The organism is Mycobacterium intracellulare ATCC 13950 (assembly GCF_000277125.1).
GTDB lineage: Bacteria > Actinomycetota > Actinomycetes > Mycobacteriales > Mycobacteriaceae > Mycobacterium > Mycobacterium intracellulare.
In genome coordinates this window covers 2645093-2667265 of record NC_016946.1, presented here as the reverse complement: position 1 = coordinate 2667265, position 22173 = coordinate 2645093, and the positions used below count along the sequence as shown (strand labels likewise).

General features: G+C 65.4%; 22 protein-coding genes. 11 read left to right on the top strand and 11 right to left on the bottom strand.

Annotation, left to right across the window (positions count from 1 at the left end; genetic code table 11):
- Positions 1-111: 111 nt before the first annotated feature.
- Positions 112-1362: a PPE family protein gene (locus OCU_RS37325; protein ID WP_041787065.1), complete on the bottom strand. Its 1251-nt coding sequence runs from the start codon at positions 1360-1362 to the stop codon at positions 112-114.
- Positions 1363-1904: 542 nt separating this feature from the next.
- A complete protein-coding gene (locus OCU_RS37320) occupies positions 1905-2867 on the bottom strand; it encodes a LysR family transcriptional regulator (RefSeq protein WP_009954579.1) in 963 nt (320 codons plus the stop codon).
- 78 nt (positions 2868-2945) lie between these two features.
- Between OCU_RS37320 and OCU_RS37315 the strand changes: the two genes are divergently transcribed.
- From OCU_RS37315 to OCU_RS37290, 6 genes are all read left to right on the top strand, one after another.
- Positions 2946-5303 (top strand): CehA/McbA family metallohydrolase domain-containing protein, encoded by a 2358-nt coding sequence (locus tag OCU_RS37315; RefSeq protein WP_009954578.1) that lies wholly within the window; start codon positions 2946-2948, stop codon positions 5301-5303.
- A gap of 203 nt (positions 5304-5506) precedes the next feature.
- Positions 5507-6526, top strand: coding sequence for an ABC transporter substrate-binding protein (locus tag OCU_RS37310; protein WP_009954577.1), 1020 nt, complete (start codon positions 5507-5509; stop codon positions 6524-6526).
- A 75-nt stretch (positions 6527-6601) separates the two neighbouring features.
- Positions 6602-7336: an ABC transporter ATP-binding protein gene (locus OCU_RS37305; protein ID WP_009954576.1), complete on the top strand. Its 735-nt coding sequence runs from the start codon at positions 6602-6604 to the stop codon at positions 7334-7336.
- Positions 7337-7400: 64 nt separating this feature from the next.
- Complete coding sequence (locus tag OCU_RS37300; RefSeq protein ID WP_009954575.1) at positions 7401-8192, top strand: ABC transporter permease; 792 nt, start codon at positions 7401-7403, stop codon at positions 8190-8192.
- A gap of 29 nt (positions 8193-8221) precedes the next feature.
- Positions 8222-9379 carry a metallophosphoesterase gene (locus tag OCU_RS37295; RefSeq protein WP_009954574.1) on the top strand — a complete coding sequence of 386 codons (1158 nt, stop codon included), beginning with the start codon at positions 8222-8224 and terminating at the stop codon, positions 9377-9379.
- Positions 9380-9402: 23 nt separating this feature from the next.
- Entirely contained in the window at positions 9403-10377 is a 975-nt protein-coding gene (locus OCU_RS37290; protein WP_014380114.1) for a PPE family protein, read from the top strand.
- A gap of 55 nt (positions 10378-10432) precedes the next feature.
- Here OCU_RS37290 and OCU_RS37285 read toward each other — a convergent pair whose 3' ends face one another.
- The 7 genes from OCU_RS37285 to OCU_RS37255 form a co-directional block, all read right to left on the bottom strand.
- On the bottom strand, positions 10433-11143 hold the full coding sequence (locus tag OCU_RS37285; protein ID WP_014380113.1) for a cutinase family protein: 711 nt from the start codon (positions 11141-11143) through the stop codon (positions 10433-10435).
- 170 nt (positions 11144-11313) lie between these two features.
- Complete coding sequence (locus tag OCU_RS37280; protein WP_009954571.1) at positions 11314-11640, bottom strand: hypothetical protein; 327 nt, start codon at positions 11638-11640, stop codon at positions 11314-11316.
- Positions 11641-11709: 69 nt separating this feature from the next.
- Entirely contained in the window at positions 11710-12855 is a 1146-nt protein-coding gene (locus OCU_RS37275) for a PP2C family protein-serine/threonine phosphatase (protein ID WP_029384657.1), read from the bottom strand.
- 122 nt (positions 12856-12977) lie between these two features.
- Positions 12978-13721: a GAF and ANTAR domain-containing protein gene (locus tag OCU_RS37270; protein WP_014380110.1), complete on the bottom strand. Its 744-nt coding sequence runs from the start codon at positions 13719-13721 to the stop codon at positions 12978-12980.
- A gap of 226 nt (positions 13722-13947) precedes the next feature.
- Positions 13948-14832 carry an MEDS domain-containing protein gene (locus OCU_RS37265; protein ID WP_014380109.1) on the bottom strand — a complete coding sequence of 295 codons (885 nt, stop codon included), beginning with the start codon at positions 14830-14832 and terminating at the stop codon, positions 13948-13950.
- Positions 14833-14915: 83 nt separating this feature from the next.
- Positions 14916-15665 carry a cutinase family protein gene (locus OCU_RS37260; protein ID WP_014380108.1) on the bottom strand — a complete coding sequence of 250 codons (750 nt, stop codon included), beginning with the start codon at positions 15663-15665 and terminating at the stop codon, positions 14916-14918.
- Between the two features lie 187 nt (positions 15666-15852).
- Positions 15853-16611 carry a TetR/AcrR family transcriptional regulator C-terminal domain-containing protein gene (locus tag OCU_RS37255; protein WP_014380107.1) on the bottom strand — a complete coding sequence of 253 codons (759 nt, stop codon included), beginning with the start codon at positions 16609-16611 and terminating at the stop codon, positions 15853-15855.
- A gap of 479 nt (positions 16612-17090) precedes the next feature.
- Between OCU_RS37255 and OCU_RS37250 the strand changes: the two genes are divergently transcribed.
- Positions 17091-17729, top strand: a complete 639-nt coding sequence (locus OCU_RS37250) for a maleylpyruvate isomerase family mycothiol-dependent enzyme (RefSeq protein ID WP_009954564.1) — start codon at positions 17091-17093, stop codon at positions 17727-17729.
- A 36-nt stretch (positions 17730-17765) separates the two neighbouring features.
- On the opposite strand, the gene OCU_RS37245 is transcribed toward OCU_RS37250, so the two are convergent.
- Positions 17766-18242, bottom strand: coding sequence for an SRPBCC family protein (locus tag OCU_RS37245; RefSeq protein ID WP_009954563.1), 477 nt, complete (start codon positions 18240-18242; stop codon positions 17766-17768).
- Positions 18239-18946, bottom strand: a complete 708-nt coding sequence (locus OCU_RS37240) for a DUF899 domain-containing protein (RefSeq protein ID WP_008256559.1) — start codon at positions 18944-18946, stop codon at positions 18239-18241. The genes OCU_RS37245 and OCU_RS37240 overlap by 4 nt, the downstream gene beginning before the upstream one ends.
- Positions 18947-19120: 174 nt before the next feature.
- On the opposite strand from OCU_RS37240, the gene OCU_RS37235 reads away from it, so the two are divergent.
- The 4 genes from OCU_RS37235 to OCU_RS37220 all read left to right on the top strand — a co-directional run bounded on the left by OCU_RS37235 (position 19121) and on the right by OCU_RS37220 (position 22139).
- Positions 19121-19930: a PPOX class F420-dependent oxidoreductase gene (locus tag OCU_RS37235; protein ID WP_008256558.1), complete on the top strand. Its 810-nt coding sequence runs from the start codon at positions 19121-19123 to the stop codon at positions 19928-19930.
- 119 nt (positions 19931-20049) lie between these two features.
- A complete protein-coding gene (locus OCU_RS37230; protein ID WP_014380105.1) occupies positions 20050-20958 on the top strand; it encodes an RNA polymerase sigma-70 factor in 909 nt (302 codons plus the stop codon).
- A 3-nt stretch (positions 20959-20961) separates the two neighbouring features.
- Positions 20962-21753 carry an SDR family oxidoreductase gene (locus OCU_RS37225; protein ID WP_014380104.1) on the top strand — a complete coding sequence of 264 codons (792 nt, stop codon included), beginning with the start codon at positions 20962-20964 and terminating at the stop codon, positions 21751-21753.
- A complete protein-coding gene (locus tag OCU_RS37220) occupies positions 21750-22139 on the top strand; it encodes a hypothetical protein (RefSeq protein ID WP_014380103.1) in 390 nt (129 codons plus the stop codon). The genes OCU_RS37225 and OCU_RS37220 overlap by 4 nt, the downstream gene beginning before the upstream one ends.
- Positions 22140-22173: the final 34 nt, after the last annotated feature.

Genomic DNA, 22173 nt, shown 5'->3' with positions numbered 1-22173 from the left:
AGATTCGAAATCGCCGAGCCGTAAGAGGATGCGGACCGGCGTAGAGCTGGATGGAGATGACCTCTGGTGGCACCGCCGCCAAATCGGCGAAAACCATGGCCGTGCCTTTCCTTATTTCGCGTTCGGCGGGATCACGATGACCGTGGAGGTGGTGGCGATGTCATCAACGGCCACCGCCCCGGGCACCCGGACCGCCGGCCCGGCCACCGCGCGGGTGGCGCTGCCCCCGACGGCGCGTCCGGCCAGGCTCGACAGGGCGGTGGGGCCGAACAGGCCCTGGCCGGGATTGACGGTCATCGCCGGTGCGGCGTCGAGCATCGTCTCGGGCAGCTCGGCGGCCAGGGTCCTGATCGCGGGCGCGGCCGAGGCCCAGTTCGCCGACACCGACAACGATCCGACGACACCGGCACGACCCACTGCCGCCGACACCGCTCCCGCACCCGCCGGCTGGAACGAGGTGGAGCCGGTCAGCAGATCGCTGTGCAGCAGCGGAGCCAGAACCCCATGGAGGCCTTTCGGATGCAGTGTGCCACCGATGCTTCCCAGGTTGGCGCCCATCCCGCGGACATTGAGCGCGAGCTGATAAAAACCCTTCCCCGCGGTCCCGATGCCGATCGGCGAGTAGGGCCCGGTCAGGACGTTGAGGAAGTTGTTGAAACTCTTCAGGCCTCCCGTGGCTTCCCCGAGGCCGAGCGAGATTCCCGGCGACGTCGTCGCCGCGGTTTGTGCCGCAGCTGGGGCCTGCGAGAGCGCCTGGGAGACCGCGGATTCCACGTTGGAGCTCGCCGAGGACTGGGCCGCCGAGGCGACCGCGGCGGCCTGGTTGGTTTCCGCGCCGCCGTCGGTGGTCGTCGGCGGCGTGGTGAACGGGGCCAGTTGAGTCGCGGCCGCCGAGGAACCCGCATAGCCATACATCGCGGCCGCGTCTTGGGCCCACATCTCGGCGTACTGGGCCTCGGTGGCCGCGATGGCCGGGGTGTTTTGGCCCAGGATGTTGGTCGCGACCAGTGACGCCAACAACGCCCGGTTGGCCGCGATCACCGGCGGCGGCACCGTGGCCGCGAAGACCGCCTCATACGCGCCCGCCGCCGCCTTCGCCTGACTGGCCGACTGCTCGGCCTGCGCGGCGCTCCCGATCAGCCACGCAACGTACGGTGCCGCCGCCGACGCCATTGCAATCGAGGAGGGGCCATTCCAACCTGCTTTCAACTCCGAGATCACAGTCCCGTAAGACGCTGCCGTGGAATGTAATTCGGACGCCAATCCATCCCAGGCGGCCGCGGCGGCCAACAACGGAGCTGGCCCGGGGCCTGAGTAGATCCTGCCGGAGTTGATCTCCGGCGGTAACGCTCCGAATTCCATTGCTTCCCTCCGCAACCGGATTTGGCCAACGTCGGCCAGCATCTCAACCGCCGATAACGTTGTCCTTCAACAGCATTCAGCACGCTCAGCCATCGCAAACCCTGGCCGCCGATGGCTCGAATGCTCGTGTGCCCAGAAGACTAGCCAGCTCCGGCGGAAGCAACATCGACCAACAAGGGCCGACTCCGCACGGTCACCACCCCCGAGGGCAGTGGGCGCGCCTTGGCGATGGGGGTCTGCAGAAGCACCCCTACGCCCCGTCTACCTCGGACGAATCGCGAAGTACCCCGGCGTGAACGGAAGCCAATTTCCGCACGAAACGTTGCCCGATAAAACAATTTTCATTAGTAAAAATCTCGGCGTCAAATAATTCGAAAGGGGCACTTTGGCCGCGAGCCCGTTTGCCGGCTTCCCGCTCGAACGGCGATGACATTGCGTCGCCATCGAACTTCATGGCGTCCAGCGCCTGAGCCGCATGTCCATGTGCTGCACCGCGCGACCATCGAACGCCGGCCGTGCCACCGACAAGGCGACGGCATGCATCAGTTGGAGCGGCGCGTCCGCTTCGAGGTTCCCGCAGTCTTTTTCGACAACGCGTCGCGAGACGGCACGGTCTGTTCGATGTGGTCGGCGACGCAACCCACAAAGGCCTGGCATGCGGCGGAGCGCTTTTCAGGGCGCGGTGCCACGAGGTTTACCCGGCGGTGCATGTCCGCTCCGGCGACCGGCCGCAGTGCCAGTCTCGGATCGGCGTTAGCGCGGGTACGGGCGACGGATTCGGGCAGCAACGCGACACCCAGGTCTTTGCGCACGAAGTGGGTGACCTCATCGACACGCGTCACTTCGAAAGCCACTCGCCGCGTCACGTTGGCGAAGCCGCGGTCGGTTTCGTGTCGCAGACCGTAGCCAGGGGGAAAGTCGATGAACGGTAATGCGGCCAGCGCAATTATCGACACCGATGATTTTTTTGTGAGCGGGTGGTGGGCGGGCATGACGGCGATGAGCGGCTCGCTGAACAGATGGGTGAACGTCAAGGCACCGCCGGTCCTGGATACGTTGGAGCCCACGATCGCCACGTCCAGCTTCCGGTCGCGGACCGCCTCGATCAGCACGTCGCTGCCGCCGCTGCGCAACGTCACGCTGACGTCGGGATAGTGCGAGTGAAAGGTCGCCATCAGAGTGGCCACATCGAGGCTTTCGGATGGGATCTCCATCATCCCGACCGTGAGCCGGCCAACGACCGTGCCGCCGAGAGCCTGTGCGTCAACGGCGATCTGGTCAATGCCGGCAACCACCTGGCGCACCAGCGGCATCAGCGCTTCACCGGCGGGGGTCAGCGAGACCGAGCGGGTCGTCCGTTCGAACAGCCGTAAGCCGATCTCACTTTCGAACCGACCGACCTGCTGGCTCAAGGCTGATGGCACGACGAACATCGCCTCGGCCGCCTTGGTGAAACTATTCGCCTCGGCCAACGCCACGACGTAGCGCAATTGCTGCAGGTTCACAATCCTTCATCTTTCGTGATTAATCGCATCATATCTATTCACTGGACTCGTGGATGCGTTGCCTTCAGGATCAACGGCATGTCCGCGGATCCGTCGTCACCGGCTGCCTTGGCGGCTGCCGGCATCGTGGTGCGTCCGCAGCCAGGCATGGCCGGCAATGACTGCTCGGTGGCAGCGGTGCGCGACGAAATCACCGAACAGTTTGACCGCCTTGCGTTCCTGGGGGAGTTGCGCTGCTCGCATGACCGGGTGGTCGCGGGTTCTCTCGAGGAGTTGGTGTTCACCTACACCGTCGGGGGATCCGGCATTGCCGACAGCGGTTGGCTGAAGCTGTGCTTCCGCTACTACTCGGATTGGGATCTGCAGACAACGTCGCCGGACGCCCGCGACTTCGCGACCGCCCGCTTGGTGAATCGGTCCCTGATCGGCGGGGCCTCCGACGACAGTGCCGCGACGGTGCAGCAACTGGTCACGAGATATGACGTCAAAGGCGGGGAGCGGCCATTTCAGAAGTCACTACTGATCCACGTCGTGGACGGTTACCTCCGTCCCGGTGATGTGATCGAGATCCGCTGCGGCGACCGCCGTTTCGGCGGCCCCGGGACGCGCGTGCAGACTTTCGTGGAAGACGAGTTCGAGGTCCACCTGTTCGTCGACCCGCTGGGCACTTCGCGCATGGCGCGCGCTGATGTGCATCGAATTGCGGTCGTACCGGGTGCACCCGAACGAGTCGTCGTGCACGGCCCTCGCATCGTGCGCAGCGAGGCGCCGGCGGTGCACCTGCATGCCCATCTGCAAGACCGTTGGGGCAACACCTGTTCCGACGTTGCCGCGGCGATGCATGCGCTCATCGACGGTGTCGTCGTGGACAGCGCCCGTACGCCTGCGAACGGGTGGTCCAAGGCGTCGCTCCGCGTGCCGCCGGTCGCCGCCCGCATCGACGTTGCCGCCGAGACAAGCACAGCCGTGCTGCAGGGCGGTGAGACCGTGATCGACATCGTCGACGACTTCCCGTCGCCGCGGGCGTACTTCTGCGACCTGCACGTTCATTCCAACGACACCGTCGGCACTCAGGACACCGACTGGAACCTGCACTACGCGCGCGATATCGCCGCGCTCGACGTACTTGGGTATACCGCCAACGACTTTCAGATCACCGACGACACGTGGGACGACGTCGTCAGGGCGTGCAGGCAGATCACCGAGGATGGCGCATTTGTCTGCTATCCCGGAGTGGAGTGGTGCGGTACCGCCGGCGCCGGCGGTGACCACAATGTCGTCTTCCTCGGTGAGGACACCACGTTGGCCCGCTCGCTGGAATGGCACCAGCGCATGGCGACCACGGCGCCCACCCCGCAGACCTGGCCGGTCACCCAGTTATACGCCGCCTACGAGAAGGACCCGGAGTCTTATCTCTTGATCCCGCACGTGGGCGGGCGACGAGCGATCCTGGACTGGCACCACCCCGAGCTCGAGCGGCTGATCGAGGTGCATTCGGCCTGGGGGAGTAGCCCATGGTTCTTCGAAGACGCCCTGGCGCGCGGCCTACGGCTGGGGGCGAGCGCCGCCAGCGATGAACACCGCGGACGGCCGGGGGCCGGGGCGCCGGGCGCCAACATCTTCGGCGGCTTCGGCGGGCTCACCGGCGTCCTCGCGCCGGCCCTTTCCGCCGCAGACGTCGGTCGTTCGCTGCGCGCCCGCCGCACCTGGGCCACAACCGGTGCGCGCGCGGTCGCCCTGCTGCGCAGCGGTGAGAACTGGATGGGTGACGAGTTCGCCGCTGACGCCGGAGAACTGACCGCCGGTTACGCCTTGTATGGCACGACGGGATGGGATGACGTGACGGTCTACGACAGCGCCGGTTTGCTCTGGCGTCGTGACCTGCACGCCGAGACGGGGCTTTCGCCCAACCTGGTTCGCGTCAGCTGGGGTGGCGCTCGGCACCGTGACCGCTACCGCTGGGCCAGTTGGTCGGGCCGACTGGGTATCGATGGCACCGCCGTCGAACAGGTAACGCCGTGGGCGATCACCCATCCCGAGCAGATCATCGATGTCGACGGATCGGCCGTGGCTTGGGATACCAAGACTTACGGGGCGGATATCGGCATCGTGATACGGCTCGCCGACCTGAGCCGTGCGCGCTTCGAACTCGACGCGACGGTGCAGGAAGACGGCCTGCGCACCCGGGCGAGCCTTTCCGGGGCGGAGCTCGTCGCCGACGGACATCGTGACATCGCGGTCGGCGGTCTCAATCTGCGCGTCCGCCTCGAACGCATCGCCGACCCGATGGCACTGCCGACCACCGTCACCGGCGCGCTCAACCTGCAGCTGCCCAAGGGCGACAGCGCAATATACGTGCGCGGCAAGCAATTCGATGGGCATCAGGTATGGACAAGCCCGCTGTTCGTGACCCGAACCGTGGGGACCCCGTGGTGAGCCGACTTCGAACCGGCCTTACCCGCCGCCTCCACATCGACTTGCGCCGCATCACTTGCGCGGCTTGTCCGGCCCCCAGGGCCGTCTGACGAGCGCGCACCGCCGCGCCATCAGCACTCACCGCTCCCGCGGTACGGCAGCAACTCTCGTTGTGAGCCGCGGCCAAATCCGCCAGGTTCTGATCCGTTCGATTCGAGGAAACCATGTCACTGCACCGATTCGGCAGCAAGCTCATCGCGCTGATTGCCGCGTCAGCTACCGTCGCCGTGCTGTCCGGGTGCTCGAGCCAGGGCGCGTCGCCGACCTCCTCCGCCGTATCGCTGCGCCTGGGATATCTGCCGCGCATCACGCACGCCTCGGCACTGGTGGCTCTCCACGACGGCTTCTTCGCCAAGCAACTCGGACCCCAAGTCAACTTCACCGCAAAGCCATTCAGTCGGGGCACCGAGGAAGTGACCGCGCTGCTGTCTGGCCAACTCGACGCCGCCTACGTCGGTCCCAATCCCGCCTTCAACGCCTGGCAGAAATCGGGAGGGAAAGCGATCAAGATCATCTCCGGCGCGGCCAGCGGAGGTACCTCGATGGTCGTCAAACCCGACATCAAGACGGCAGCAGACCTCAAAGGGAAGACCGTGGCGGACCCCGCGCTCGGCGGGACCCAGGACGTCAGCCTCCGCGACTGGCTCGCCCGCAACGGGTTGAAGACGAATATCCAAGGAGGCGGCGATGTTTCGGTCAAACCGACCAACCCGGAATCGGCGATCGTCCAGCAATTCCTTACCGACCAAATTGCCGGCGCCATCGACTCCGCGCCTTTCGACGTGCAGATGATCAAGGCCGGTGGGGTGCGACTGTGGTCGGACCCCAACACCATCACCGTCCTGGTCGTCCGCCAAGAATTCCTTGCGGCCCATCCTGACGCGGTCGCCGGACTGCTGCGCGCCCAGGCCGAGGCGACCGAACGTATCGCCACGGACCGCGTTGGCGCGGCCCAATCTGCCAATGCCGCGCTGGCGAAAGATCTTGGCAAGGGGCTTGAACCGGATGTACTCGCGGCCTCCTTCGAGGAAACCACCTACACCAACGATCCCGGAATGGCCTCACTGCGCGACCAGGTCGCCAAGGCGGTGGCCATAGGGTTGCTGAAGCCACTCGATATCAGCGGCCTGTACGAGCCGGGACCGCTCAACAAAGTCCTCGCCGAGCCGGCAAGCCGCAGGTGACCCGTGATCCACTACGTTCAGTCTGATCACCTCAGCGGGCCGCCACGCGACGCCAGCTCGCAAACGCCACGGGCCGTGCGCCTCACCGACGTGACCAAGCAGTACGGCCGGGGCCGGTCGGCCGTCACAGCCCTCGATTCCATCACCTTGACGGTCAACTCCGGTGAATTCGTCTGCGTTGTGGGGGCATCCGGCTGCGGTAAGAGCTCACTGCTGTCGCTGATCGCCGGGATGGACCAACCGTCCGCCGGCGAGCTCAGCACCGATGGGCAACGGGTGGCCTTGATGTTTCAGGAACCGGCACTGTTCCCATGGCTGACGTCGGCCGCCAACGTCGAGTTGGCCTTGCGGGCGCGCTCGGTGCCGCGCCCGCAACGCCGCCAGCGGACGACTGACTTGTTGCAAACGGTCGGCTTGGCTGACTTTGCCGACAACCGTCCTCATCAGCTGTCCGGTGGCATGCAGCAGCGCGTCGCATTGGCGCGTGCGCTCGCCCAAGACGCCGACGTCTTGCTGATGGACGAGCCGTTCGGGGCGCTGGATGCCCTGACCCGTGATCGCCTGCACGAAGAACTCGAGCGCATCGTTGACGAACGCGGACTGACCGTCGTGTTCGTTACGCACAACGTTCGCGAGGCAGTGCGACTCGCCGATCGTGTCGTATTGCTCAGCCCGCGGCCCGGTCGCATCGTCGAAGAGATCGCGGTCCCGGTGGCGCGGCGCCACAGAGTCAACAACCCGGGCGTTGCCGAATTGGCCTCCCGCATCTCCACCCAGCTACGGAACGAGGGAAACCGTGGCGGTGCTTGACAGCGATCTCGCTACCAAGAGTCACCGGCCTGCATCGACGCCGCAAGCGCCGCACCCGAACCGCATGCGGATCAGGTCGGTGCTGGCGGCGATGCGGGCGAAAGTCTTTGCCGTCGCGATGGTTCTGCTGATCTGGCAGCTCGTGTACCTCAGCGGGTGGAAGCCGTCATTCGTGCTGCCCGGCCCCGGAACCGTCGCGGCCAACCTCTGGCAGCGGCTGCATGAGGCCGTGCTGTGGGACGCGATCGGGATCACGATGTGCCGTGCGCTGGCCGGTTTCGCGCTGGCATTGCTCATCGGCTCGGTCGTCGGCGCAGTGATCGCGCAAAACCGGCTGCTGCGCACGGCATTCGGGCCGGTGATCACCGGTCTGCAGACCATGCCGGCCATCGCCTGGTTTCCCTTCGCCATCATTTTCTTCGGGCTGCACACGTCGGCGATCCTGTTCGTCGTCGTCATCGGCGCCGCACCGTCGGTGGCCACCGGGGTGCTCGCCGGAGCCGGACAAATCCCGCCCCTGCAGCTGCGGGTCGCAAAAAACTTGGGATTGCACGGCTTTGGGCTCTACCGGCACGTAATTCTGCCCGCCTCGCTACCGATGTTCGTCGCCGGCCTGCGCCAGGGATGGGCGTTCGCCTGGCGTAGCTTGATGGCCGGCGAATTGGTGGTGCTGATCAGCGACACCGCGTCGATCGGGGTGCTGTTGGAAAACTCTCAGAACCTCAGCGATATGCCGTCGGCGATTGCCATCATGATCGTGATCCTTTTGATCGGCATTGCCATCGACGCCGTCTTCGACGCGGCCGATCAGCGTATCCGCCGGTATTGGGGACTGATCGAAACCAATTCTGAATGACTCGACCATCCACTCGGACAAGGAGCCCCATGCCGGAGGACCACCACGATCATCGACTGCCGGACAGCCCATTTCGTCTTTGGGCGTTCGGTGATGCGCACGTCGGGACAGACAAGCGCTACGGCAGACGGAGCCTGGCCGAGGCGATAACGCATTCGGAGGCCGGCGGATCCGAAGGTGGCCCACCGTTCGAGTGGGATATCGCCATCGACGTCGGCGACATGTCCGGGGCCCATCACCATCTTCCCGACGACGCCGAGGGATCCGAGCTTCGCCGTCAGTTCGCGAGCCTGCGTCGCCACCGACGCGAGGCCATCTACAGCGTCTGCGGCAATCACGATCGCAGCGGCCTACACGAGCCCGAGGCATGGTGGTGGCAGAAGTGGGTGGATCCCCTCGGACAGCACACCGAATTCTCCGGAGTCGACGCCAACGCGCGACCTTATCCAGTCGAGGGCGCGTGGGACCACTATTCCTTCCGGGTGGGCAACCTCTTGTTCCTCATGCTCAGCGACCGCAACGAACCCACCCAGACCGTGGGGCGGGGCCCGCTCGGCGGCAACCCGGGCGGCGTCGTCAGCGGCGAGGCGTTCCGCTGGTGGAAACACATGGTGCTGAGCAACCCCGATTCGATCATCATCGTCGTCCACCATTACGTCCTCAAGGACACCACCGTGGCCTCCGGGGAGTGGGAAGGCGTTCGCAAAGGGCCGGACGGACAGCTGCTGGAGCACTATCATCGCCCGTTCGAACTCGGAACCCCACACGCGGCGTCCTATCTGTACTGGGTGGACAGCAAACCAGACTCCGGGGCGTTCGAAGACTTCCTCACCGAACATCCCGGCCGGGTTCACTTGTGGATCGCCGGGCACACCCACACCCACCCCGACGACAGCTATGGCGGCAAAGCCCATATCGAAAAACGCTGGGGCACATGGTTTCTCAACGTCGCATCACTGAGCCGCCACCATATGCCCATCACCACACTTCCGATCAGCAGGCTGCTCACCTTCACGCCCGGCAGCGCTGAGGTGCGGGTCCAGTGCTACCTGCACACCAGCCAATACGCACCGCAAGGCTGGTATCCCAAGGCCGAACGGAGCCTCACGCTCAATAAGGCGTTCGTGGCACCGGCGGGCCATTCGCTTGAGCGGACAGGCGCATCGCGCTCGGCCGTCGTTAGGTGACGCGCACCTGAAGTGAGTAATCAGTGAGTCTCGGTGAGCTACCACCGGAAATCAACTCCGGCCGACTGTATTCAGGTCCCGGCTCGGCCTCGATGAGCCTGGCGGCTGAGGCGTGGGATGAAACGGCGGCGCAGTTATACGACATCGCGGAGAGCTATGGCTCGGTGGCGTCGATGCTATTCCAGGTAGAGCAGCACCCGAAGTCGATCGCGATCGCGGCGGCGGTGGTGTCCTTTACCGCATGGCTCAATGCCGTCGCCGCCCGCGCGCGGCAGGCCGCGCGCCAAGCGAGAGCGTCCGCCGACGCATTCGAGTCCGCGTTAGGGGCGGTGGTGCCGCCGTCGGTGATCGACGCCAACCGCGCGCTGCGGCTGGCGCTCGTGACGGCAAACGGCCTGGCCCAAAACGGCCCCGCAATCGCCGACACGGACGCTGGCTACGAACGGATCTGGGCACAGGACGCCGACGCCATGTACGCCTATGCCGCAGCCGCTGCGGCCGCGTCAACTCTGGCACCATTCGACTCGCCGCCGACCGTGGGATCGGGCCAGCACGACCCCGCGGTCGCAGAAACCGCGTGGAGCCTGATCGCGGCTCCGCAAGTGGTATCGGCCGGCGGCCACGTGATGCCCGTGATTCCCCGAGCGCTGCGGGCGCTGTCTCGTTCGCCGATAACGACATTCGACGCATGCCTGTCCGCGGCGACATCACCGCTGTCAAAACTGGGTTCACTGTCCGCTCCCACCGACTTCGCGATAAGCCGTCTGAGTTCGCTTAACAAGACAGCGTCACTGAAAAGGGCCGCAGCGTTGCTGCCACTCCCGGGTCAGGTCGGCGGCGCTACGACCTCGGCAACGGCGCGGTTAGGTCGCGCGTCCTCGATCGGGGCACTGTCGGTGCCCCAATCCTGGGCCAAAGCCGCGATGCCCCGCGGCATTGAGCTCCAGACATCGGATAGCGACTATGTCCTGATCGACCCGTCCAACCTCCTGTGGTGAGCGGGCATCCGGCCTCACAATACCGCTGTGTCTCAGGACTATTCGCAGTGTGGCGCTACAGACGTTGGGCAGCAAAATCCGCGCCCTGGTCGACCATGCCGTTCGCCGCGTACAGGGTATGCGCGATCCCGGGCGGTCCAGGAGGTGCGCCATTGCAAACCGTGTCGTCGGGGGCGCACAACTGAATGGTCTTGCCTGCGTACAGCGGACCGATCGTAATGGGTGGCGCGCCGGCGCCGCGCAGGAATTCATTGGAGGGTGTTCCGAACAGGACCACCGCGGCCACGTGATCAGCGACCGCCCGCGGCAGCGGCTGCGGCACATAGGACACGAACTCCTGTGGCACTTCCTTGGGTATGGCAGGGGAGGTCACAAAGCCGGCCACGGCAGCGCCTTGGGAATACCCGCCGAGCACCATTTTGGTTCTGGGGCAGTTCGACGCCGTGGATTCGATGTGGCCGCCGGCGTCCTTGATCCCGTCCACAAAGGTTCGGGCGAAGGCGATGCCTCCGTTGAAGTCGCCGCTCGCCTCGTAGTTGACCGGAGAGACGCGCACCGACTTTCCGCCGACTCGCGAGCTGAGCGCGTCGACGAACGCCTGCCCGACCCCGCCGACCCCGGGTGGTTCGCCGGTGCCGCGAGCGAAGACCACGTCGACGTCGGGACACGGTTCGGCGGAGGCCGCCGGGACGGGCGCGCTCAACAGCGCCGCCGAGGCTGTTACTACCGCAGTAGCGAGATAGCGAATGGATCGTAGCGAGCTCATGCATGCGAATGCCCAGACGCGATTGACCCGAAACCGGCAATTATTCAGCCGCAGCGGACTGAGGTTCTGCCTGCCACTGAGGGTGAGGCAACCAGGCCGGCGCGCCGCATCACGACGAGCGCGCTGCACGCCTGGCGCGGTGTCGGGCCCTGACTCTTCCTCAGCGTCCGTCAAGCGTCAGGCGCGATCTCAACGGGATGTTCGCTCAACGGCTCAATCACAATTCCCACGTTCTTCATCACCTCAATTGAGCGGTTGGTCTCCAGCACGTCTTTAATGTCTCCCTCAATTATCATGTACGCGGCGCGGTTCATTCGTTCATAGAACTCGTTCATCGTCTCCACGCTGCGAAAAACCGGGACGAACCACGCACCGTCGCGTTCAAGCAAAAACGGCTTTTGTTTGCCGTCCTTCGTGTCGCCAAAAGGAGTGGAGTAGTAGACCTTAGCGTCGCGAGCAGCTTTTTCGGCCGGCTTCTTCTTTCTGAATGGCCACACAATTTTCTCCCTTCCGCCGGACGCCGTTGCTTCTGGCAACCGCCGCCGGGGCAAGCGCGGCGATCGTGGTCATCTGGCAGACCGCTCGAGGCGCAGCACGGCGATGTCATCGGTAAACCCACCGTGTGGCTGGGCAAGCTGGTGGGCACTGTCGATGAGCGCGTCGACGAATTGTATGCCGGGCAAGTGTGCGTGGGAACGGGCCAGAGCGAGCAGACCGTCCTCGTCCAGGGGTTGGCTGCCGTTGCTTGAAAACCCTTGGAAGAGTCCGTCGGTCACCAACACCAGGCCCTGATCATCCGGCAGTTCCAGCTCGTGTTGTGGCCAGTCGTCGGCGCGCAGTCCCAGCGCCGGGCCGGCCGGAGGCATGATCCATTCCACGGTGCCGCCGCCGTGTAACAACATCCCGGGATGCCCGGCACGGATCGTTTTGAGGCGCGGGTTGTCGGGGGAGATTTGCAGGGTGAGCGCCGTGGCGCAGATCCCCGAGCCGCTTCGTTCTGAACGCAGCACTCGCTCGAGGTGGTGCATCCTCGCCACGTCGTGCACGCCGGCGAGGGTGAGCGCACGAAACGCGATCCGCAATGCCGCACCTAGTGGTGCCTCATGGGGACCGTCCTCAGCGACCTCACCGATCAGCACATGCACGGTGCGGTCAGGTGTTTGGATGACGTCGTAGAAATCTCCGCATAGCAGCGCGTGCTCGCGGCTGGGCCGGTACCGGGCGACGACGTCGACGCCCGGGTTGTCGAGTAGCAGCGGGGAGGCCGATAGGCCCCGTTCGAGTATGGCGTTCTCGCGGGCCCGCAGCTGGGTGGCATCCAGGTCGACGGCCATCAGCTCGGCGCGCTTGCGTTCGATCGCATACAGCAGCGCACGGCGCACCACGTCGGGTTGGACGCGGCCCTTGACCAAGAAGTCCTGGGCACCGGCCGCCACCGCCGTACCTCCGAAATCTTCATCGTTCAGCCCCGTCAGCACGACAATCGGTACGGTGGCATCACGTTTGGTGATGCGCTCGAGAGCGTCCATTCCGCTGGCGTCCGGCAGATGCAGATCCAGCAGCACGCAGTCGGGCCGGGCCGAGGCAAACACCTGCTCCGCGTGTGCCATCGACCGCGCCCACACCAGCCGTACGCCGCTGGCGGCATCATCGATCAGATCTTCGACGAGTAGCGCATCGGCGCGGTCGTCCTCGATCAGCAGCACGGACAAGGACCGCGCGGCGGGCGTGACGGGAGCACGCAACGGAATCAATTCCCGATCATCGGTGAAGGCCCAGGTCGACTCGGGTTGTTCGCGGGACCTGTCGTGCGTTGCGTGCAGGCCCACCACGTTCAGATCTCGCCCGCGGCGCCGCGGGTGTGGCGTTTCACCATTGCGGCAGCGACGTCGACGAGCTTGATGTTGGCCTCTTGGGAGACGCGGCGCAGCGTATCGAAGGCCTCGGCTTCGGTGAGGTCGTTGAGCGCCATCAGCATGCCGATGGCTTTGCCGATCTCGCGGTTGCTGGCAAGGCCGCGTTGCAATGTCGCGGCATCTTCGCCTTGAGCCACGGCGTTGGCGGCGACGCCGGCGAAAGCCGCCAAAAGGATTGCGCGTTCGACGGCCACCATGTCGAACGCATTGGGGCTGTCGGAGAACAGGTTTAGGGCGCCGATTTTGTGAGGGCCGACAAGCAGGCGAAAGCCCATGATTCCGTGCACCGGTGTTTCGGTGAGGACCCGGGCGGCCAGAGCGGGCCACTGACTGCCGGCGCGGAGATCGGGATCGATTTGTGGGGTTTCCTCCGAGATGGCATCCAGGCAAGGGCCTTCGCCGAGCGCTTGCTCGAGCTTGTCGATCTTGCGGGCGACGCTGTCGCTGGCTGCCGCCGTCGTGGCGATGTGGTTGTCGCGCAACATGACGCTGGCATGGTCGCAGCCGGGAACCATGAGTGTGGCTGCGATGCAGATCGCAGCATAGATCTCTGCGGGCGTTGAGCCTTGGTAGACGATGTCGGCTAAGCCGGTGAATACCGCGGTGGGCTCGGCACGCGAACGCGATGCCGCCACATCGGGGGATTCGTTACCGTCTGGCATCCTCAACCCGCCTCGTCATAGCCTCACGCCACCAAAGGTGCGCCGGCGCGCCAGGTTTCGACCTGGCCGGCCCTTGGCTCCCGCCGGCCCGCAACGTCGCTGTGGCGAAATCCTGCCCACTGGTGAGCGTGACCCCCTCCCGATGTCGGTACGGCACGGGCGCCTGTCGCAGTCCGCGCGCTGCCGAACTCCGTTGTAAAACCACGTGACCGCAGTGCCCCTACGTTCATCCCGCCGATCCTGCGTAGGTGACCTGCCCGGCGGAGGACCCGGTCGCTTGTGTTGCGTTGTGCGGCGGTGCCGGCTGCAACTCCACGTTCGTCAGTTGAAGCACGCCGACCAGCCTGGTGGGGATTCGTTGACCGGTTCGCAGGATCACGGTGCGGCCGTTGGTGCGCGCGTAGTGGTCGAGGGTGTAAAGCTGCTGGTGACTGATGAACTCTAGGCCTTGCGCGTCGATGACGATCAGCGGGTCATCGTCGAGCAGCGACCAAATGCGTTGCAATGCGGTGGTGTAGAGCCCGTCGCTGTGTAAGTCGATATTGCCGGTCAGCGCGAACGTTGCTTGCGGTGCAGGGTGCAGCCGGAAACGGGGCGCACGCTCACCGAGATCGGGGTGAAGGCAAATGAGTTCGTCCGCGGCACCCGCCAGCTGATGGGTGTCGTAGGCGCACAGCGCGGAAAAGGGCAGCCCTGTCATCGTGCGGGAGAGGAGGAACTCAAATTGCGACAGGGCGGCGCGTTGGTCGGGGCGGCGGGCCAATGTCGTAGCGTCGACGACCACGCGAAAGCCGTTGTAACCATTTTGGATTGCGTGATCGAGGGCCGCCACACTGATGGCCACAGCGGTATGCGGGTCCACGATGTCGGTGCCGTCTAAGACGGCGTAGAACTTCGATGCCGGTGTCACGCCGACCCCGCCGGCCGTAAGCCGGTCGGCGATGCCCGGCAGCGCCGTCAATTCCGCCCACAATTGCTCGCGGCTGCCGTGCCCGACGAATTCGATCCAGTAATTATGGGCGAGTCCCTCGGCGATGTACCGCGCAGCGCGGGCGTGGAAGTCGGTGCGGTCCTGGAACTTCCAGCCGAGATGCTCGAAAGCCGCGGTCACCTCTGCTGCTGTGGGCTCCATGGAATCAAGCGTCGAGCACGTCGGCGGTGGCTGCGTGCAGAGCCAATCCTGATTCCGCGCCATCAGCCGGTGGGGTTTCCAGACCAGTCACCCGGCGCGGGTGGTGGGTTATCAGGCGCCGGCCCGGGAATCGGGGGATTCCCGGCATCTTGATTAAGCCGCCCGGCGGCGAAATTTGCGCCCTGGTCAATCATGCTGCTGTTGTCCGCATAGGTGTTGTGCGCGGCGAAATTGAGGCCATCAGAACACACCGGGTCCTCGGGAACGCACACCTTGATGGTCTTGGCCGCATACGTCGGTCCGATGACCACCGGCGGCTGACCCAGGAAGTTCATGGCCCGCACATTGGGCATTCCGAACAGCACCACCGCGGCGACGTGATCGGCCACTTCAGGTGCTAATGGTTTCGGTACCGTTGCGGGATCAACGCCCTCGGGCACCGCATCCGAGGTGACAAAGCCCATCACGGCCGCGCCCTGCGAATAGCCGCCGAGCACCATCTTGGTCCTGGGGCATCCGTTGGCCGTGGAAACCACATGCGCGCCAGCGTCTTTGATGCCCTCGAGGCCGGTGTCCCACTGGTCGCTGGCGGGGTAGTTGACCGGGTACACGTCGAACGAGCCGGCGCGCACCCGCGAGCGCACAGCGTCAACGAACGCCTGTCCCGTCGGGCCCACGCCCGGTGGCTCACCGGTGCCGCGTGCGAACACCACCTCGACATCGGGACATCCCCGGGCGACGGCGAGGGGAACCGCGGCGGACGGGAGCACCGATGCCAGCGCAATACCTACAAATCCAACGACCAAATGCACGCGCACGTTTCGTATTCCTCGTCGTTTCGGGCCTGAGCGGAACCGCAGTGCACCGTTCGGCCGCAACGGACCAGAGTCGCATTGCTGGTGGCTGACGAGCACGCCGCGTCGTTTACAGCGTAAACAGCAGGGCTTACGTTGTAAACAGGTGGGCGCGATTGTTGGGTTGTCGGCGGCGACAGCCCTATTAGCGACGAGCCATCAGAAGTTCGATGCGATCGAGCAACGACTCGAGTCCCTCTTCGAACTCTGCGGTGCTGTGATCCTCGGACAACATCGGTTGTAACCGCTGCAGGCACGGGTAGCCCGTGAGATGCCGACGCGGTGGTTCGCCGTCGAGAATGGCCTCGTCCGGATGTAGTTCGGCGCCGTGGGCGTGCACTTCCAGAAGCAACTGGCCCAGCAGGAACGTGGTGTAGGCGCGGTAGGCGGCCACTGCCGCATCGTCGTCGAAGCCGTAGGAGAAGAGCGTCTCGAGGAAGGTTTCCATCCAGCGCAGGCTGCGCAGCGGCGGGCGGACCCATGGCGCTTCGGGCGCATGCGTGGCCAACAGCGGGAATATCTGCGGGTGTTCAAGGGCGATTTGGCGTACCCCATGCGCCAGGCGTACCAAGTAGTCCTGCCAGCCGTCCTCTTGACGACGCGCGGCAAGTTGTTCGGCGTGGAGGCGATCAACGATGCGGTCAATGATGCCGGTGAGCAGGTCACCACGACTGTGAACGTGGCGGTACAGCGCCATCGCCTCCACGCCGCAGGCCGCCCCCAGCCGACGCATGGTCAGCTGCGGCAGACCGTCGCGGTCAACGAGCGCGATGGCGGTATCCAAAACCACTTCGCGGGTCAACCGCGCGCCCCGGGGAGCATCGTCTCCATCAGCCGATGTCACCACCTGCTGGTCAGCATCGGCTATGTCACGCTGTGTGCGGTCGCGGCCATCACCGTTCACCGAATCGCCTCCTACGTTGGATCGGTGACGTGTCATCGAAGATTCGGCCTATACAAGTGGTGTTTGTCGACCAGATGCGGCGAGATGATCACCTCGGTAATTCTTTGTATCGCCGACTCTACAGCTGCTACCGATCGCAATAGGGGCGATTGCGGGCATCTCAGTAGATAAGGAAGCCGACCCGACAGCGATTCCTGACTGGCGCACTCGGCCCCGATAAGCGTCGAAGTCCGCGACCGCGGCAGCAACATCACGTCGACGCCTCTCAACGCCCGGTCGGCGCCGCTCCCGTCTATACGAGACCTGACGATTGCTCCGCGGTTCCGGCTGCGGTAACGGCCCCTGGTTGCCTCCAGACCTTTGGTGCCACAGACGGATTCGTGCCACTAGCCATCAACGGCGATGCACGCCAGGCGCGCTAAAATCCTTCTTAGCCGCTACGGCGGTCGCATCCCAGCGATAGAGTTTTTCTCGTGCGAGTGGACCGCGAGCGTGTCTTCGCCGCTGTCGCGAACGAGCGGCGCCGGATCGCGACACTGGTCGAAGGGTTGGACGACACCCAGCTGGCAACGCCAAGCCTGTGTGCCGGCTGGGACGTCAAGACGGTGGCCGCCCATCTCGCCTGCTCGGTCGCTGATGGACTCCCGCCGGCCATGACGATGGCTCTGCGCCGCGGCAGCCTGAACCGCGCGATTGATGAGCTCGCGCGTCGTCGTGCGCAGCGGCCGGCCGCCGAAATCGTTGCCACCCTGCGTCAGTGCGCCGATCACCCTTTGAGCCCGCCGGTGATCGGGCCGGTGGCCCCGTTCACCGATATCTTGATCCACGGCGGCGACATCAGCATTCCGCTCGGGCTCCCGTTTGATCCCGATCCCGAAAGCGTCGGGCTTGCGCTGGATTTCCTGACTGGGCCATGGCCCGTTGGCTTCGTGCGGCTGCGCCGACTGCGGGGCATCTCGTTGCACGGCACCGACATTGATCGATCCTGGCGTAAGGGAGCCGAAATCCGGGGCCGCGCGTCCGCTTTGATGATGGCCGTCAGCGGCCGCACCGCGCTGCTGGACAACCTCGATGGACCCGGACTGCCTGTACTGCGCCAACGGCTGCTGTCCGCTTGACGATGGGTGCATTGGTGCCGGGTGGGGGAGATGTGATCAGCCCGCGACCCATCGCTCCAGAGCGGCCAGCGATGCGACCAGGTAATCCTCAGAGAAAATGGGCATTTCACCAACGCGTTCTCGGAAGTGCTGCGGCGTGCCGCTCCAGTCGTAAGTGAGGGTGACGTCCGTGCGGTGGCCGTTGGGGGCGAGGTCGTAACGCCAGAACCACCCGCCGGGCACATGCCCGCCCGCGTCGTCGAGCACGCCCGGCATCCACCCGATGACACGGTTCTCGTCGAACACGTTGACCAGATTGTGCGTGACGTAGTCGCCTCCCGCCCGCGTGAGGTACATGTTCATCGCGAACATCTGTCCCGCGCCGGTGAGCGGCGCAGTGTCGACCGGGTCGCGGACCCAGTCGGTGGGCTCGGTGTCCTGGTGGCGCGCTGGGTCGACGAGGACAGCGAAAATCTCGGCCGGGGTCGCGGCGATGGTGCGGGTGACGACGTATCGTTCATCGCTGGCGCTCATGCGTTGTCCTCGTTTGTCCCTGGGCCGTAGGCGGCTGCGATAGCGGGGGAGTCGAGCCATCCGGAGTATGTGGGTCGCGAGGGCCAGCCTTCGGGTGAATCGAGCCATTCCTCCTGGCGGCCCCATGGCAGGACGTCGATCAACGCGAAGGTGTGACTGAGTTGTTCGGTGCCCCGCCCGTTCGTATGCCACGTGCGGTACACGGTGCCGCCGTCGCGTAGGAACACGTTGACGCCGAAACCGCCGCCGGGTGGCGCATCCATGTCGGCGGCGAAGGGGCTCTGCGATGACGAATACCAATCCATGCGATTGCCGACCTTGCGCTTGTAGGCGAGTGCTTCCTCGATCGGTCCGTTGGTGACAACGACGAACCGGGCGTCATAGCGGTCGAGGAACTCCAGCCGGGTGAACTGTGACGTAAAGCCGGTGCACCCGCTGCACTGCCACTCCGCGCCGTCCGACCACATGTGGTGGTAGACGATGAGCTGGGCGCGACCGTCGAACACGTCGACCAGGCGGATGGGCCCGTCGGCACCGATCAGAATGTAGTCGGGCAACTCGACCATCGGCAGTCGGCGGCGCTGCGCGGCGATCGCATCCAGCTCGCGGGTGGCGGCCTTCTCACGTTTGCGCAGTTTGTCGAGTTCGGCGCGCCAGGTTCGGTGATCGACCACAGGCGGCAAGGCCGCGGTTTCGGGGGGCATGGCATCTACCTTCGCTCTCGATTTGTTCGTCTGGAAGGACTGACTGCCGGAGCGCCCGGGATTCATCGGTAGGGATGGGCGGCCCGTCGATGCCGCCGCTAGCGATGTCACATGTTGCCGCCCCGTCCCGTCTAGCGAATGAGGAACAGACAAGCCAATTGTGGGAGAGGCGGCATGATGAAGCGCTTGAGTGGCATTGCGCGGGCATACCTGATCGCGGTGACGGCCTTTGTCGGGACGGTCACCACCGGCATCGGGATCTGGTGTGTGCTCGATCCGCCCTCATTCGCCCGTGCCGTCGGGTTTGGCGAGCACCAGCACTTTCTGCACGACGTCGGCGCGTTCCAGATAGGCCTGGGAATCACGCTGCTGCTCGCCCTGATCTGGGCGGACGCTCTGGCTGTCGCCCTCGCGGGGTTCATTGTGGCCAACACCGTGCATACCGTGAACCACGTGATGGACCTTGACCTGGGAGGTTCGCCCGCCCAAGCGTGGGCGCTCGGTGCGGTATCGGTGGCCCTGGTCGCGGCGTTCGTGCTGCGGCTACATCAACTGGGCTACGTACTGGGCAGCGTTCCCATGGCCACCAGCCAGACGTTGGCGCCATTGGTGCGCCAGAAGACGATCCGGCTGATCACCTTTCGCAAGGACGGCACCCCCGGCTCGAGCCCCGTCAGCATCGTCGTGGACGGCGATCGCGCCTACTTCCGGAGTTTCGAGCAAGCGGTCAAAATCCGCCGGATCCGGCGCAACCCAACCGTCGAATTCGGGCCGTCCACGGGGTCGGGCAAGCCGACGGGACCCGTGCAACCTGGCGTCGTGCGCTTGCTCGACGGAGATGAGTATCGGCAGGTGGGGCGCCTGCTGCGGCAGAAGTATCCCTTCCTGCACGGCGTCCTGGTCCCGTCGGCGCATCGCTTGATGCGGTCCAAGTTCGGTCGCACGGTCCACGCGGAGCTGACCCCGTCGTCTCGATTCGAGTAGCCCAACGTCGCGCTTCCAGGTTCAGCAACGCCACTCGTCAACGTGCCACCGGGGTCGAGATATCGGGCGAGGTTTCTCAGCGATTCTGATCCGCGCGCACCGGTGGCAGGCTTGCACGGGTGAGCGATGTCGTGCGGGATTTCGAGTCTCAGCGGCCGCGTCTGTTCGGGTTGGCATACCGGCTGTTGGGGTCGGCGAGCGAGGCGGAAGACGCCGTGCAGGACGCGTACCTGCGCCTGCACCGCGCTGATGCGGAGGCCATCGAATCGCTGCCGGCCTGGCTCACCACGGCCGTCACGAACCTGTGCCTCACCCGGCTCACGTCGGCCCGCGCCCGCCGGGAGGTCTACCCCGGCCCGTGGCTTCCCGAACCCGTTCTCACCGACGACCGGACGCTCGGGCCGCTCGAGACCGCCGAACAGCGCGAGTCGGTATCGATCGCGCTGCTGAGCCTGATGGAGCGACTCGGGCCCACCGAGCGTGCGGCGTTCGTGCTCCGAGAAGCGTTCGCCTACAGCCATTTCGAGATCGCCGAGATCCTGGAAACCTCGGAAGCCAACGCCCGCCAGCTGTATCGGCGGGCGCGCCAGCGGCTGGGTGAGCCCCGGCGGCGCTTCCAACCGGACCGGGCGCAGTGGCGGCGCCTCGTCGAACGGTTCTTTACCGCCGCCCGGGCCGGCGACGTGGACGGACTCGTCGAAATCTTGACCGACACCATGACGTCGACGGCCGATGGCGGCGGCAAGGTGGCGGCCGCCCGGCGCGTCGTCTCGGGCCGCGATCGGACGGCCCGCTATGTGGCGCGCGTGTTCGGCAGGAACCTGGCGCAGGCGGGTCCGCGTCTCGACGTCGCCGAGATCAACGGCGAGCCCGCGATGCTGGCGTTCGACGGCGACACGCTGGCCGGCGTCCTGTGCTTCGACATCGCCGGGGACCAGATAGCGGCGCTGCGGGTCTTGGCCAATCCGGACAAATTGCGCTTTCTTGCCAAGCAGTTGTCACATCCGGCGGCGCCATCCGGTTCATAAGACGTGACGAACTGTGTACTCGTAACCGGCGGCACCGGAACTGTAGGCCGCATCGTCGTCGACCAGCTGACGGCCGCGGGCAAGGACGTCCGGGTCCTGAGCCGCGGACGGCGCCCGAACCAACGCGCGGACGTCGAACATGTCGTGGGGGACGTGCAGACCGGTGCTGGGCTCGATGCGGCGCTGGACGGCGTCGACACGATCGTGCACTGCGTCTATCCCACCGAGAACCTGGTCGCGGCTGCCAAACGGGCGGGTTCACCGCATCTGCTGTACGTCTCCATCGTCGGGATCGATCGCGTTCCCTTCGCCTTCTACCGCAGAATGCTCGCCAACGAACGCACGATCGCCGAGTCGCGCCTGCCATGGACGGTGCTGCGGGCGACCCAGTTTCACGACCTGATCGCTTTCGTATTGCGCGTGCTCGCGAAACCGCCGGTCATGGCGCTGCCGTCAGGCCTGAAATTCCAACCGGTCGACGTGCGCGACGTGGGCGAACGGTTGGCGGGTTTGGCCCTCGGCGAGCCGATCGGGCGCGCACCGGATTTCGGGGGTCCGCAGGCGCGTACGCTCGACGATCTCGCCCGCAGCTACCTGGGGATTGCCGGTAGGCGTCGTCCCATGGCCCCGATCCGATTGCCCGGCAAGGTATTTGGTGGGATTCGTGGCGGCGGGCTGCTGACCCCCGAGCACGCCGCCGGCACGATCACGTTCGAGCAATACCTCGAAGAACAGCAAGCCGCCGGCCGGCTGCCGTACCGCGACGCCATCCGCGCTTACTTGAGGCGACGATGACCAGCCCCGTGCTGCGCGGCGGACTGTGGTTTTTGGCATTCGTGGAAGTCGCGGTCGGGCTCGTCGCGACGCTGGCTCCTCGGGCCTTTTACGACTATGTCCCGTGGGTCGATCGCATCCCGCCCTACTCCGAACACCTCATGCGCGATTACGGCGCGATGAACCTCGCGCTGGCGCTCGTCGTCGTCACCGCCGCGAGGACGATGGAACGACGCTTGGTCCGGGTCGCACTGGGCGCCTACCTGCTGTTCGCAGTCCCGCACTTGGTCTTCCACGTGACACACCTCGAGAACTTCACGACGGCGGCCGCGGTTGCGCAGACCACAACCCTCGCGATCGCCACGCTGCCGATCGCGTTGCTGATCCTCACCCGAGGGCGCGACTAAGGGGAGTCCGGGGACGGATCAAGGCTAAATTTCA

Excerpts from the sequence above, each read along its gene's own strand:
- OCU_RS37325 (WP_041787065.1), bottom strand. The coding sequence starts at position 1,362 with ATGGAATTCGGAGCGTTACCGCCGGAGATCAACTCCGGCAGGATCTAC.
- OCU_RS37315 (WP_009954578.1), top strand. The coding sequence starts at position 2,946 with ATGTCCGCGGATCCGTCGTCACCGGCTGCCTTGGCGGCTGCCGGCATC.
- OCU_RS37310 (WP_009954577.1), top strand. The coding sequence starts at position 5,507 with ATGTCACTGCACCGATTCGGCAGCAAGCTCATCGCGCTGATTGCCGCG.
- OCU_RS37300 (WP_009954575.1), top strand. The coding sequence starts at position 7,401 with ATGCGGATCAGGTCGGTGCTGGCGGCGATGCGGGCGAAAGTCTTTGCC.
- OCU_RS37295 (WP_009954574.1), top strand. The coding sequence starts at position 8,222 with ATGCCGGAGGACCACCACGATCATCGACTGCCGGACAGCCCATTTCGT.
- OCU_RS37285 (WP_014380113.1), bottom strand. The coding sequence starts at position 11,143 with ATGAGCTCGCTACGATCCATTCGCTATCTCGCTACTGCGGTAGTAACA.
- OCU_RS37270 (WP_014380110.1), bottom strand. The coding sequence starts at position 13,721 with ATGCCAGACGGTAACGAATCCCCCGATGTGGCGGCATCGCGTTCGCGT.
- OCU_RS37245 (WP_009954563.1), bottom strand. The coding sequence starts at position 18,242 with ATGAGCGCCAGCGATGAACGATACGTCGTCACCCGCACCATCGCCGCG.
- OCU_RS37240 (WP_008256559.1), bottom strand. The coding sequence starts at position 18,946 with ATGCCCCCCGAAACCGCGGCCTTGCCGCCTGTGGTCGATCACCGAACC.
- OCU_RS37235 (WP_008256558.1), top strand. The coding sequence starts at position 19,121 with ATGATGAAGCGCTTGAGTGGCATTGCGCGGGCATACCTGATCGCGGTG.
- OCU_RS37220 (WP_014380103.1), top strand. The coding sequence starts at position 21,750 with ATGACCAGCCCCGTGCTGCGCGGCGGACTGTGGTTTTTGGCATTCGTG.